Here is a 13,300-nt window from a genome sequence, read left to right on the forward strand (position 1 = left end):
TGAATTAGGCTCCCTTCACGGCGGTGCGTACGAGGACGACCTGGCCGCGGGCGCCGGGAACGGCACCCTTGATAAGGAGCAGCGACTTCTCGACGTCAACCGCGTGGACCGTGAGGTTCAGCGTGGTGTGACGAACGGCGCCCATGCGGCCGGCCATTTTCATGCCCTTGAAGACGCGGCTCGGGGTGGATGCGCCACCGATGGAACCGGGCTTACGGTGGTTCTTGTGGGCACCGTGGGAAGCTCCAACGCCGTGGAAGCCGTGACGCTTCATAACACCGGCGAAGCCCTTACCCTTGGTGGTGCCGATGACGTCGATCTTCTGGCCGGCTTCGAAGACCTCTACGGAGAGCTCCTGGCCCAGCTCGTACTCGGCAGCATCTGCGGTACGGAGTTCGACGACGTGGCGGCGAGGCGTGACGCCTGCCTTTTCAAAGTGACCAGCCAGCGGCTTGGTGACCTTGCGGGGATCGATCTGGCCGTAGCCGATCTGAACGGCGACGTAGCCATCAGCTTCTGCGTTGCGCAGCTGGGTGATGACGTTCGAGTCTGCCTGGACCACAGTGACGGGGATGAGCTTGTTGTTCTCGTCCCAGACCTGGGTCATGCCGAGCTTCGTGCCCAGCAGGCCCTTTACGTTACGGGTTGCGGTCATAGTTTCTCAGCACCTCCCTACAGCTTGATTTCGATGTTCACGTCAGCCGGCAGGTCGAGACGCATGAGCGAGTCAACAGCCTTCGGCGTGGGATCGATGATGTCGATAAGACGCTTGTGCGTGCGCATTTCAAAGTGCTCGCGGCTGTCCTTGTACTTGTGCGGAGAGCGGATTACGCAGTACACGTTCTTCTCCGTCGGCAGCGGCACGGGGCCGACTACCGTTGCGCCTGCGCGCGTGACCGTCTCAACGATCTTCCGTGCTGAAACGTCAATGACCTCGTGGTCGTATGACTTCAGCCGGATGCGGATTTTTTGTCCCGCCATGTCGCCTGACTCTCTTTCAGTCTGTGCTTCCCCGGTTTAGGGCTGCCCTGTTCACTTACTCGTTGTATGGCTGCCGAAGCATTTGAGGTCGTAACCACCATCCGCCGCACAAGCTGAATCCGAATGACTCCGGGTTCCTCAACCTGCCGGCGCAACCGACCCCCGCGGTCGGGCGTGTCGCGCTGAACACGCATACAAATCGCAATTCCATTGGGGTGGGTTATGTTTGGTCTTCAGCTTGGACCCTGCACCCGGCATTATCCGGATCGGGACGCGAAGAAGCGCTTGAACAACTCATCTAGTATGCCGGAAATCCGCGGCAGATGCGAATCGGCTCCCGATTCGGCCTGGTCAAGGGCCATTGCCCGCATTGCCGAAGACAGGTACGCGCTGGATGATAGGGGAATGACTCTGGAAGGCACTGAATCGGTGACCGAACTGGCCGGACGCGTGCCGCCGTCGTTCACTCTTGGCGTCGCAGCGGCGGCGTTCCAGATCGAAGGCGCACTCAAGGCCGGTGGCCGTGGACCATCGGGCTGGGACGCCTTTGCGGAAAAGCCTGGCGCCATCCAGGACGGCCACTCCCCCGCCGTGGCCTGCGATCACTACAACAGGTTCCCGGAGGATGTGGCACTGCTCAAGGAGCTGGGCGTCGACTCCTACCGGTTCTCACTCTCCTGGCCGCGCATCCAGCCGGACGGCCAGGGCGGCTTCAACGCGGAAGGCCTGGACTTCTACGACCGGCTGATCGACCAGCTCCTCGAGGCCGGCATCTCCCCCATGGCGACGCTCTACCACTGGGACACCCCGTTGCCGCTGGAACACCGTGGCGGCTGGCTGAACCGGGACACGGCAGAGCGGTTTGGCGAGTATGCCAGGGTTGCCGGTGAACGGTTCGGTGACCGGGTTGCGCAATGGGTCACCCTGAACGAACCCGTTTCGGTCACCCTAAACGGATATGCCCTGGGCGTGCATGCACCCGGGCGCCGGTTGATGTTCAACGCCCTTCCGTCCATCCACCACCAACTCCTGGCGCACGGGCTGGGCGTGCAGGCGCTGCGGGCGGCTGGAGTTACGGGAGGCATTGGCCTGACCAACCTGCACTCGCCCGTCAGACCCGCCAGCCGGAAGATTGGCGACCGGCTGGTGGCGCATCTGTACGACCTGCTGGCCAACAGGATCTACGCGGACCCCGTCCTGCTCGGCCGCTACCCCACCTTGCCCTTGTACGCGAAGCCCTGGCTGCGCTCCCTCGGAAAAATCTCCGATGCCGACCTCCGCACCATCCACCAGCCACTGGACTTCTACGGGCTTAACTATTACTTCCCGGTCAAGGTGGCCTTGGGCCCGGGCATCACGCCCATGCCTGCGGATATGCACAAGGAAGTGGCCAAGCTGCCCTTCCATGAGGTGGGCTACGCGGAGTTCGGCAGCACCGGATTCGGCTGGCCGGTAGCCCCGGACCATCTGGGAATCCTGCTGCAGGAAATGCGGGACCGGTACGGTGAGGCCCTCCCGCCGGTGTACATCACCGAGGGCGGTGCCAGCTTCCCTGAACCTGACAGTGTTTCGGAGACGCTGGAGGATACGGACAGGGTGGAGTACCTGGCGACGCATCTCGGCGCGGCACTCGACGCTACTGCCCCTGGCGGTATTGCAGAGGGCGTTGACCTGCGCGGCTACTACGTGTGGACGCTGATGGACAATTTCGAGTGGGCGGCCGGTTACTCTCAGCGGTTTGGCCTGGTGCACGTGGACTTCGAGACTCTCGAGCGGAAGCCAAAACGGTCCTTCTACTGGTACCAGGCGCTGTCCAGGGCGCGGAGCCACCGGCGGGTGTAGTGCATAGCGGGCTCGTTCACCCCGCTGTTAAGCGTGCCCCAGCACCGTAAGGAAGATCAGGACGCAGTTCAGGCCGACGATCAGGGTGGCACTGGTCCATCCGGCGATCCGCAGCGGCTTCGAGTCGGCGTGGATGCCCATCACCTTGCGGCTGCCGGTGAGCCGGATCAATGGAATCAGGGCGAACGGAATGCCGAAACTCAGGAGGACCTGGCTGAGGACCAATGCCAGCGTGGGTTCGATGCCGGCGCCCAGGACCGCAAGCGCAGGAATCAGCGTGACTGTGCGGCGCGCCAGCAGCGGAATCCGCACCTTCAGCAGGCCGCCCATGATGGTGGCGCCCGCATAGCATCCCACCGAGGTGGATGCCAGGCCGGACGCCAGGAGGCCCACGGCGAAGACGACGCCGATCACCGGCCCGAGTGCGGACGTCACCGCAGCATGGGCACCGGCAATCGTGTCGGTGCCCTCCACGCCGCGAAGGCTGGAGGCGGCCAGCAGGAGCATGGCGATATTGACGACGCCGGCAAGCAACAACGCGCCGGCGACGTCCACCCGGGTGGTCCGGATCAGGCGGGTCCTGACGGCTGGATCTTCGGAGAAGCCGTGCCGGTCGCGGGCAAGGGCTGAGTGCAGGTAAATGGCGTGCGGCATGACGGTGGCACCGAGCATGCTCGCCGCGAGCAGCACCGTATCGGTTCCCTCGAACCGGGGCACCAGCCCGGCCAGGGCTCCCCCGGCATCCGGCGGTGCGACGAACAGTCCCGAAACGAACCCGACCGCAATCACGCCCAGCAGGGTGAGGATGGCGAATTCGAAGGATTTTTGGCTGCGGTGCGATTGCAGTGTCAGCAGCAGCATGGACGCGAGGCCGATAATGACTCCGCCCGTCAGCAGGGGCAGGCCGAACAGCAGGTTGAGGGCCACCGCCCCACCGATGACCTCAGCCATGTCCGTGGCCCCGGCAACCACCTCAGCCTGGACCCAGTACGCACGGCGGCGGCGCGTGCCCAGGCGCTGGCCGAGAATTTCCGGCAGGCTCATACCGGTGGCAAGCCCCAGCTTGGCTGACTGGTACTGGATGAGCACAGCCATCCCGTTGGCAGCCACCAGGACCCAAACCAGGAGGTACCCGAAGCTGGCACCGGCGGTCAGGTTTGCCGCGACATTCCCCGGGTCCACATAGGCAATGGCTGCAACGAACGCAGGCCCGAGCAGCAGCAGGCGGGACCAGAACCTGGTGGTGGCGGATTCCGCCGTCAATGTTGAAACAGCCATCACGTGTCCTCGTCGTTGCGGGCGTCAATACAACGAGGATACCGCGAATTTAGGCAGACCGAAAAGTAGGAATAAGGGCTACCGGCAGAGGCTGGCGACGTTGCCCTGCTACTGGTTCTTGTTTGCCCTGTTGATCCGCTTGGCCCGGTCAATCTCGCGCCGGAAATACTTCCGGGTCCAGATCACTCCGGCTACAACGGCAACCGCGATGATCAGGAAGATAAGCCATCCCATGATGATCTCCTTTCAGTGCTGCAACATTATCAGTGACCTGTTAACGAAAAAGGACAGCCCCGCTGCTAATGCAGCAGGGCTGTCCCTTCAGTTCAGCAAGTATTACTTGATGATCTTGGTAACACGTCCCGAACCAACGGTGCGGCCGCCTTCGCGGATAGCGAAGCCGAGGCCCTCTTCCATAGCGATCGGCTGGATGAGCGCAACGGTCATCTCAGTGTTGTCGCCAGGCATAACCATTTCCGTGCCCTCGGGCAGGGTGATAACGCCGGTTACGTCCGTGGTACGGAAGTAGAACTGCGGGCGGTAGTTGGAGTAGAACGGGTTGTGACGTCCGCCTTCGTCCTTGGAGAGGATGTAGACGTTGGCCTCGAAGTCGGTGTGCGGGGTGATGGAACCCGGCTTCACGACAACCTGGCCACGCTCGACATCGTCGCGCTTCAGACCGCGGAGCAGGAGGCCACAGTTCTCGCCGGCCCATGCTTCGTCGAGCTGCTTGTGGAACATCTCGATACCGGTAACCGTGGTCTTCTGGACCGGGCGGATGCCGACGATCTCGACCTCGGAGTTGATGGCGAGGGTTCCACGCTCGGCGCGGCCCGTAACAACGGTGCCACGGCCGGTGATCGTGAAGACGTCTTCGATCGGCATCAGGAACGGCTTGTCGCGGTCACGTACGGGGTCCGGAACGGACTCGTCGACAGCAGCCATCAGGTCCTCAACGGACTTGACCCACTCGGGATCGCCTTCCAGAGCCTTCAGGCCGGAAACGCGGACCACAGGAGCTTCGTCACCATCGAAGCCCTGCGAGCTCAGGAGCTCACGAACTTCCATTTCAACGAGGTCCAGCAGTTCCTCATCGTCAACCATGTCGGCCTTGTTCAGGGCCACCAGCAGGTAGGGAACACCAACCTGGCGGGCCAGCAGAACGTGCTCGCGGGTCTGAGCCATCGGGCCGTCGGTAGCGGCAACCACGAGGATTGCGCCGTCCATCTGGGCAGCACCGGTGATCATGTTCTTGATGTAGTCAGCGTGACCCGGGGCGTCTACGTGTGCGTAGTGGCGCTTTTCGGTCTGGTACTCCACGTGGGAGATGTTGATGGTAATGCCACGCTGACGCTCTTCGGGAGCAGAGTCGATCGACGCGAAGTCGCGCTTCTCGTTGAGATCCGGGTACTTGTCGTACAGCACCTTGGAAATGGCGGCCGTCAGCGTCGTCTTACCGTGGTCAACGTGACCAATGGTGCCGATGTTGACGTGCGGCTTAGTCCGCTCGAACTTTGCCTTTGCCACAGGTTCCTCCTAGAACGTTTTCAAATGACATACCCTTCTGCCGCTCTTGCCGCGGCAGAAACTCAGGTAAGTCTACTTGGGGGGCTTTGGATTGGTGAAATTGCAGATTCAGGAACTAATACTAATCCCCTGAGCCTGTTCGCGCAGGGGCCGGACCGGCTTGCCGGATAAATCCGGCCGGCCCGGCCACCTGCACCGGCTGAACTGTCCGCTGGCGGACGGTCCAACCGAGGTGTTCGCTTTGAAAGTCCGGAAGGACTACTCGCCGCGGGACTTCTGGATGATCTCGTCGGCGACAGCCTTCGGGACCTCGGCGTAGCTGTTGAACGTCATGGAGTACACAGCGCGGCCCTGGGTCTTGGAGCGCAGGTCACCGATGTAACCGAACATGCCGGACAGCGGAACGTGCGCACGGATGACCTTGACGCCCTGTGCATCTTCCATGGACTGCATCTGGCCACGGCGGGAGTTGAGGTCACCGATAACTTCACCCATGTATTCCTCAGGGGTGCGGACCTCGACATCCATCAGCGGTTCGAGCAGGACCGGGTTCGCCTTGCGCGCAGCTTCCTTGAAAGCCATACGGCCGGCGATCTTGAAGGCCATTTCGGAGGAGTCAACATCGTGGTACGCGCCGTCAATCAGCGTGGCCTTGATGCCGACAACCGGGTAGCCCGCCAGGACGCCGTCGTTCAGCGCGTCCTGGATGCCCGCGTCAACAGACGGGATGTACTCGCGGGGAACGCGGCCACCGGTGACCTTGTTCTCGAACTCGTACAGCTCGCCCTCGGCGGTGTCCAGCGGCTCGATGGCAATCTGGATCTTTGCGAACTGACCCGAACCACCGGTCTGCTTCTTGTGCGTGTAGTCGTGGCGTTCGACGGCGCGCTTGATGGTTTCGCGGTAGGCGACCTGGGGCTTGCCCACGTTGGCCTCGACCTTGAATTCGCGGCGCATGCGGTCCACCAGGATGTCCAGGTGGAGCTCGCCCATGCCGGCGATGATGGTCTGGCCGGTGTCTTCGTTGAGGGACACCTGGAAGGTGGGGTCCTCAGCGGAGAGCTTCTGGATGGCCGTGGAGAGCTTCTCCTGGTCACCCTTGGTGTTCGGCTCGATGGCAACCGAGATCACGGGCTCCGGGAAGCTCATGGACTCGAGCACGATCTGGTTGGCGGAGTCGCACAGGGTATCGCCTGTGGTGGTGTCCTTCAGACCGATCGCTGCATAGATGTGGCCGGCGGTAGCGCCCTCAACGGGCATTTCCTTGTTGGCGTGCATCTGGAACAGCTTGCCGATGCGCTCTTTCTTGCCCTTGGTGGAGTTGACCACCTGGGCGCCTGCTTCCACGTGACCGGAGTACACGCGGATGAAGGTGAGCTGGCCGAAGAACGGGTGCGCAGCAATCTTGAAGGCCAGTGCGGAGAACGGCTCTTCGGAAGAAGGCTTGCGCGTCAGTTCCTTCTCTTCGTCGCGGGGGTCGTGGCCGACCATCGGGGGGACGTCGAGCGGGTTCGGCAGGTAGTCCACAACTGCATCGAGCATGGGCTGGACGCCGCGGTTCTTGAAGGCGGAACCGCAGAAGATCGGGTACAGCTCAGAGTTGATGGTCATCTTGCGGATGCCGGCCTTGAGCTCGTCGATCGAGATCTCTTCACCCTCGAGGTACTTCTCCATGAGTTCCTCGGAGGACTCTGCGACCGTCTCAACGAGGTTCGCGCGGTACTCCTCGGCCTTTTCCTGGAGGTCGGCCGGGATCTCACGGATCTCGTACTTAGCACCCATGGTCACGTCACCCTTGGCATCGCCGGGCCACACCAGAGCGCGCATGTAGAGCAGGTCCACGACGCCGATGAAGTCGTTCTCGGCACCGATGGGCAGCTGCATGACCAGCGGCTTGGCACCGAGGCGGCTGATGATGGTGTCTACGGTGAAGTAAAAGTCAGCGCCCAGCTTGTCCATCTTGTTGACGAAGCAGATGCGCGGGACATTGTACTTGTCAGCCTGGCGCCAAACGGTCTCAGACTGCGGCTCAACACCTTCCTTGCCGTCGAACACGGCAACTGCACCGTCGAGGACGCGCAGGGAGCGCTCAACCTCAACCGTGAAGTCCACGTGGCCCGGGGTGTCGATGATGTTGATCTGGTTGTTTTCCCAGAAGCAGGTCACGGCGGCAGACGTGATGGTGATGCCGCGTTCCTTTTCCTGTTCCATCCAGTCGGTGGTCGAAGCGCCGTCGTGCGTTTCGCCGATCTTGTGGTTCACACCCGTGTAGAACAGGATGCGCTCGGTTGTGGTGGTCTTGCCGGCATCAATGTGGGCCATGATGCCGATATTGCGGACCTTACTAAGGTCGGTAAGCACGTCCTGTGCCACGGGGTCTCCTTTTGGGATGGACTACGCGTTCGCCGCCGGCTCGATCGAGCCGGCGGCGTCCGGGGAGTATTACCAGCGGTAGTGTGCGAAGGCCTTGTTGGACTCGGCCATCTTGTGGGTGTCTTCGCGACGCTTCACAGCGGCACCGAGACCGTTGGAGGCATCCAGGATTTCGTTCTGGAGGCGCTCGGTCATCGTCTTTTCACGGCGGGCCTTGGAGTAGCCAACCAGCCAGCGCAGGGCGAGTGCGGTGGAGCGGCCCGGCTTGACCTCAACCGGAACCTGGTAGGTGGCACCACCGACGCGGCGGGAGCGGACCTCGAGCGAAGGCTTGACGTTGTCCATGGCCTTCTTCAGGGCTGCAACGGGGTCGCCGCCGGACTTGGCGCGTGCGCCTTCGAGTGCACCGTAGACGATGCGCTCCGCCGTGGACTTCTTGCCGTCAACGAGCACCTTGTTGATGAGCTGGGTTACCAGGGGGGAACCGTATACCGGATCCGAAACGAGCGGCCGCTTGGGGGCCGGACCCTTGCGAGGCATATTACTTCTTCTCCATCTTTGCGCCGTAGCGGCTGCGGGCCTGCTTACGGTTCTTCACACCCTGGGTATCGAGGGCGCCACGGACGATCTTGTAGCGGACACCCGGGAGGTCCTTAACACGACCACCGCGAACGAGCACAATGGAGTGCTCCTGCAGGTTGTGGCCAACACCGGGGATGTAGGCGGTAACTTCCACGCCGCCGTTGAGGCGCACACGGGCCACCTTACGCAGAGCCGAGTTCGGCTTCTTCGGGGTGGTGGTGTAGACGCGTGTGCAGACACCGCGGCGCATGGGGCTGCCCTTAAGCGCGGGAGCCTTGGTCTTTGAGACCTTAGGCGTGCGGCCCTTGCGGACCAGCTGGTTAATCGTAGGCACTCTCGTGTTCTCCGTTTTTCCGGAGTGGCTGTTTCCGGCCACTCTCCTGTTGCGTTGCCCCGCCGCCCGGGCCTTGAAGAAGATCTCCAGGGCGGCGAAGGCGAAGCCTTAATAGTCGGATCGCATTCCCGGGGGCGACTGGTGTCGGACAAGTCCCTAGGCATGCAAAAATGTGGCATACGTTGCACAAGAACCCTGCAAACCGGAAACGTCGCTCTGGCCCAGCCTTTCAGCTGAAACCGGCGCTCTCATCCACTGCCACAATAACAATTGGTAACAAGTCTAGCATGGACGGGCTCCATGCCTTAATCGGGCCCCGCTCCCCCATCGATTGCTCCGTTGTTGTCGTTTGGAGCGATGAAAACGACAGGTACGGAGCAATCGATGCGTTAAAGCGGGATGGTCCCCCACCTTGCGGTGCGGGACCATCCCTTTGTAAGGCTCTACCGGAGTCGGTTACCGGAAGTCGTTGCCCAGGTCGTAGTCATCCAGCGGGATGGCATGGAACTCGGGAGCCCCGTCACCGCCCAGGCTGTCGTACGAGAAGTCACTGAATGCGCTGGGGCCGGTGAACAGGTTGGCCTTTGCTTCCTCAGTGGGCTCCACGGTGACCTCGGTGTAGCGCGGGAGGCCCGTGCCGGCCGGGATCAGCTTACCGATGATGACGTTTTCCTTCAGGCCGAGCAGCGGATCGCTCTTGCCTTCCATGGCCGCCTGCGTCAGGACGCGGGTGGTCTCCTGGAAGGAAGCTGCGGACAGCCAGGACTCGGTGGCCAGCGACGCCTTGGTGATGCCCATGAGTTCAGGACGTCCGGAAGCCGGAGTCTTGCCCTCGGACACAACGCGGCGGTTCGCTTCCTCGAACCGGCTGCGCTCGGCGAGCTCGCCGGGCAGCAGGTCCGATTCGCCGGACTCGATGACCGTGACGCGGCGCAGCATCTGGCGGACGATAACCTCGACGTGCTTGTCGTGGATACCAATGCCCTGGCTGCGGTACACGCCCTGGACTTCGTCCACCAGGAACTTCTGTGCCGCACGCGGGCCCATGATGCGCAGGACCTGCTTGGGGTCCACCGGGCCGTTGATCAGCTTCTGTCCAACGGAGACGTGGTCGCCGTCTTCGATCAGCAGGCGTGAACGGCGCAGGACCGGGTAAGCGATCTCTTCCGTTCCGTCATCCGGGGTGATGACCAGGCGCATCTGGCGCTCGGACTCTTCGATGGTGATGCGGCCGGCTGCTTCAGCAATCGGGGCAACACCCTTCGGAGTACGGGCTTCGAAGAGCTCCTGGATACGGGGCAGACCCTGGGTGATGTCGTCGCCACCGCCGGCGGAGACAGCACCACCGGTGTGGAACGTACGCATGGTCAGCTGGGTACCGGGCTCACCGATGGACTGTGCGGCGATGATGCCCACGGCCTCGCCGATGTCCACGGTCTTGCCGGTGGCCAGCGAACGGCCGTAGCACAGGGCGCAGGTGCCGACGCTGGACTCACAGGTGAGTACGGAGCGGACCTTGACCTCGGTGATGCCTGCCTTGAAGAGCTCATCGATAACGACGTCGCCGCAGTCGGTGCCGGCGGCTGCGAGGACATTGCCCTCGGAGTCCACGACGTCGACGGCGAGCGTACGTGCGTAGGCGCTGTTCTCGACGTTCTCGTCCAGGACGAGCTCACCGTTGGAGTCGGCGACGGCGATGGGCGTGACCAGGCCGCGTTCGGTGCCGCAGTCCTCTTCACGGACGATGACGTCTTGCGAGACGTCCACCAGACGACGGGTCAGGTAACCCGAGTTGGCGGTACGCAGGGCGGTATCGGCCAAGCCCTTACGGGCACCGTGCGTGGCGATGAAGTATTCCAGCACCGACAGGCCCTCACGGTAGGAGGACTTGATGGGGCGCGGGATGATCTCACCCTTCGGGTTGGCCACCAGGCCACGGATACCCGCGATCTGGCGGACCTGCATCCAGTTACCACGTGCACCGGAGGACACCATGCGGTTGATGGTGTTCATCGGGGACAGGCTTTCACGCATCACCGAGGCGATGTCGTTAGTGGCCTTGTTCCAGATCTCGATCAGCTCCTGGCGGCGCTCGTCGTCATCGATCAGGCCCTTGTCGTACTGGCCCTGGATCTTGGCAGCGCGCTCCTCGTAACCGGCGAGGATCTGCGGCTTTGCAGCCGGAACCTCGATGTCGGAGATGGCGACGGTGACGCCCGAGCGGGTGGCCCAGTAAAAACCGGCATCCTTCAGGTTGTCCAGCGTTGCCGCCGTGACAACCTTCGGGTAGCGCTCCGCGAGGTCGTTGACGATGCGGGACAGTTCGCCCTTGTCGGCAACGGCCTCAACCCAGGGGTAGTCCTCGGGCAGGGTCTCGTTGAAGAGGACCTGGCCCAGGGAGGTCTGGACGAGAGCGGGCTGACCCGGCTCCCAGCCTTCCGGAGCTTCCCAGCCCGCGTAGGGTACAAAGCCTTCGAGGCGGATCTTGACCTGCGAGTTCAGGTGCAGCTCGCGGGCATCGAACGCCATGATGGCTTCCGAAACCGAACCGAAGATCCGGCCTTCGCCAGCTGAACCGACACGCTTGGTGGTCAGGTGGTACAGGCCGATGATCATATCCTGCGAGGGCAGGGTGACCGGACGTCCGTCAGAGGGCTTCAGGATGTTGTTCGAGGACAGCATCAGGATGCGGGCCTCAGCCTGGGCCTCGGGGCTCAGCGGCAGGTGCACTGCCATCTGGTCGCCGTCGAAGTCGGCGTTGAAGGCGCCACAAACCAGCGGGTGGAGCTGGATTGCCTTGCCTTCAACAAGCTGCGGCTCGAACGCCTGGATGCCGAGGCGGTGCAGGGTAGGTGCACGGTTGAGCAGCACCGGGTGTTCGGTGATGATCTCTTCCAGCACGTCCCAGACCTGCGGACGGTAGCGCTCAACCATGCGCTTGGCCGACTTGATGTTCTGGGCGTGGTTGAGGTCAACCAGGCGCTTCATCACGAACGGCTTGAAGAGCTCCAGGGCCATCTGCTTGGGCAGGCCGCACTGGTGCAGCTTCAGCTGCGGGCCGACGACGATGACCGAACGGCCGGAGTAGTCGACGCGCTTGCCGAGGAGGTTCTGGCGGAAACGGCCCTGCTTGCCCTTGAGCATGTCGCTCAGGGACTTCAGCGGACGGTTGCCCGGTCCGGTGACCGGGCGGCCGCGGCGGCCGTTGTCGAAGAGGCTGTCAACAGCTTCCTGAAGCATGCGCTTCTCGTTATTGACGATGATCTCCGGAGCACCCAGGTCAAGCAGGCGCTTGAGGCGGTTGTTGCGGTTGATCACGCGGCGGTACAGGTCGTTGAGGTCAGAGGTCGCGAAGCGGCCACCGTCCAGCTGGACCATGGGGCGCAGTTCCGGCGGGATCACCGGGACGGCGTCGAGGACCATGCCAAGCGGGCTGTTGTTGGTGGTCAGGAACGCGTTGACCACCTTCAGGCGCTTGAGGGCGCGGGTCTTGCGCTGGCCCTTGCCGTTGGCGATGATGTCGCGCAGCAGGTCGGACTCGGCCTGCATGTCGAAGTTCTCAAGGCGCTTCTTGATGGCTTCGGCACCCATGGAGCCTTCGAAGTACATGCCGTAGCGGTCGCGCAGTTCGCGGTACAGGCCTTCGTCACCTTCGAGGTCGGCGACCTTGAGGTTCTTGAAGCGGTCCCAGACCTGCTCGAGGCGCTCGATGTCGGCGTCCGCACGCTTGCGGACGTTGGCCATCTGGCGGTCGGCGGAGTCGCGGGCCTTCTTCTTGTCGGCAGCCTTGGCGCCTTCGCCCTCGAGGCGTGCGATTTCGCCTTCGAGGTCGCGGGCGATCGCCGCGATGTCGCCGTCGCGGTTGTCGATCAGCTGCTTCTTCTCGATGTCGTGCTCAACCTGCAGGTTGGGCAGTTCCTCGTGGCGGGCAGCCTCATCGACGCTGGTGATCATGTAGGCAGCGAAGTAGATGACCTTTTCGAGGTCCTTCGGAGCCAGGTCAAGGAGGTAGCCCAGGCGGGACGGAACACCCTTGAAGTACCAGATGTGCGTAACGGGGGCGGCCAGCTCGATGTGGCCCATGCGCTCACGGCGGACCTTGGCCCGGGTGACTTCAACGCCACAACGCTCACAGATAATGCCCTTGAAGCGCACGCGCTTGTACTTGCCGCAGTAGCATTCCCAGTCCCGGGACGGGCCGAAGATCTTCTCGCAGAAGAGGCCGTCCTTCTCGGGCTTGAGCGTGCGGTAGTTGATGGTTTCCGGCTTCTTAACCTCGCCGTACGACCAGCCGCGGATGTCTTCCGCGGTGGCGAGGCCGATCTGCATGAGGCCGAAGGAGGATTCGCTGGACATATGGTCCCTGTTCTCTCTTGTTCTCTA

Annotated in this window: 10 protein-coding genes; 1 reads left to right on the top strand and 9 read right to left on the bottom strand. The window is 62.7% G+C overall.

All coding sequences use genetic code 11. The annotated features are described in order from the left end of the window. Nucleotides 1-4 precede the first annotated feature (4 nt). Both rplC and rpsJ read right to left on the bottom strand, forming a co-directional pair. Nucleotides 5-655 carry a 50S ribosomal protein L3 gene (rplC, locus tag FBY36_RS02695; RefSeq protein WP_013601833.1) on the bottom strand — a complete coding sequence of 217 codons (651 nt, stop codon included), beginning with the start codon at nt 653-655 and terminating at the stop codon, nt 5-7. A gap of 17 nt (nt 656-672) precedes the next feature. After that, nucleotides 673-981 carry a 30S ribosomal protein S10 gene (gene rpsJ, locus FBY36_RS02700; protein WP_003803825.1) on the bottom strand — a complete coding sequence of 103 codons (309 nt, stop codon included), beginning with the start codon at nt 979-981 and terminating at the stop codon, nt 673-675. Nucleotides 982-1,386: 405 nt separating this feature from the next. On the opposite strand from rpsJ, the gene FBY36_RS02705 reads away from it, so the two are divergent. Then, complete coding sequence (locus tag FBY36_RS02705) at nt 1,387-2,823, top strand: GH1 family beta-glucosidase (protein ID WP_142117235.1); 1,437 nt, start codon at nt 1,387-1,389, stop codon at nt 2,821-2,823. A gap of 27 nt (nt 2,824-2,850) precedes the next feature. Here the strand turns inward: FBY36_RS02705 and FBY36_RS02710 are convergent, their stop codons facing one another. The 7 genes from FBY36_RS02710 to FBY36_RS02740 all read right to left on the bottom strand — a co-directional run bounded on the left by FBY36_RS02710 (nt 2,851) and on the right by FBY36_RS02740 (nt 13,273). Further along, on the bottom strand, nt 2,851-4,101 hold the full coding sequence (locus FBY36_RS02710; protein ID WP_142117236.1) for an Nramp family divalent metal transporter: 1,251 nt from the start codon (nt 4,099-4,101) through the stop codon (nt 2,851-2,853). A 108-nt stretch (nt 4,102-4,209) separates the two neighbouring features. Further along, nucleotides 4,210-4,335 carry a protein BatD gene (locus FBY36_RS20975; RefSeq protein WP_142117237.1) on the bottom strand — a complete coding sequence of 42 codons (126 nt, stop codon included), beginning with the start codon at nt 4,333-4,335 and terminating at the stop codon, nt 4,210-4,212. A gap of 102 nt (nt 4,336-4,437) precedes the next feature. Next, nucleotides 4,438-5,628, bottom strand: a complete 1,191-nt coding sequence (gene tuf, locus FBY36_RS02720) for an elongation factor Tu (RefSeq protein ID WP_056334246.1) — start codon at nt 5,626-5,628, stop codon at nt 4,438-4,440. 258 nt (nt 5,629-5,886) lie between these two features. After that, a complete protein-coding gene (gene fusA, locus FBY36_RS02725; protein ID WP_142117238.1) occupies nt 5,887-8,001 on the bottom strand; it encodes an elongation factor G in 2,115 nt (704 codons plus the stop codon). Between the two features lie 69 nt (nt 8,002-8,070). Next, nucleotides 8,071-8,541, bottom strand: a complete 471-nt coding sequence (rpsG, locus tag FBY36_RS02730; protein ID WP_003803829.1) for a 30S ribosomal protein S7 — start codon at nt 8,539-8,541, stop codon at nt 8,071-8,073. Nucleotide 8,542: 1 nt separating this feature from the next. Continuing rightward, the gene (gene rpsL / locus FBY36_RS02735; protein ID WP_009358312.1) at nt 8,543-8,917 is read right to left on the bottom strand and encodes a 30S ribosomal protein S12; all 375 of its coding nucleotides are present in this window, start codon (nt 8,915-8,917) and stop codon (nt 8,543-8,545) included. Nucleotides 8,918-9,373: 456 nt separating this feature from the next. Next, nucleotides 9,374-13,273, bottom strand: a complete 3,900-nt coding sequence (locus FBY36_RS02740; RefSeq protein WP_142117239.1) for a DNA-directed RNA polymerase subunit beta' — start codon at nt 13,271-13,273, stop codon at nt 9,374-9,376. Nucleotides 13,274-13,300: the final 27 nt, after the last annotated feature.

This window comes from Arthrobacter sp. SLBN-122 (assembly GCF_006715165.1).
Classification (GTDB): domain Bacteria; phylum Actinomycetota; class Actinomycetes; order Actinomycetales; family Micrococcaceae; genus Arthrobacter.

Bases quoted from the DNA above. Each gene is read 5' to 3' on its own strand.
- rplC (WP_013601833.1), bottom strand. From the start codon at position 655: ATGACCGCAACCCGTAACGTAAAGGGCCTGCTGGGCACGAAGCTCGGC.
- rpsJ (WP_003803825.1), bottom strand. From the start codon at position 981: ATGGCGGGACAAAAAATCCGCATCCGGCTGAAGTCATACGACCACGAG.
- FBY36_RS02705 (WP_142117235.1), top strand. From the start codon at position 1,387: ATGACTCTGGAAGGCACTGAATCGGTGACCGAACTGGCCGGACGCGTG.
- FBY36_RS02710 (WP_142117236.1), bottom strand. From the start codon at position 4,101: ATGGCTGTTTCAACATTGACGGCGGAATCCGCCACCACCAGGTTCTGG.
- FBY36_RS20975 (WP_142117237.1), bottom strand. From the start codon at position 4,335: ATGGGATGGCTTATCTTCCTGATCATCGCGGTTGCCGTTGTAGCCGGA.
- rpsG (WP_003803829.1), bottom strand. From the start codon at position 8,541: ATGCCTCGCAAGGGTCCGGCCCCCAAGCGGCCGCTCGTTTCGGATCCG.
- FBY36_RS02740 (WP_142117239.1), bottom strand. From the start codon at position 13,273: ATGTCCAGCGAATCCTCCTTCGGCCTCATGCAGATCGGCCTCGCCACC.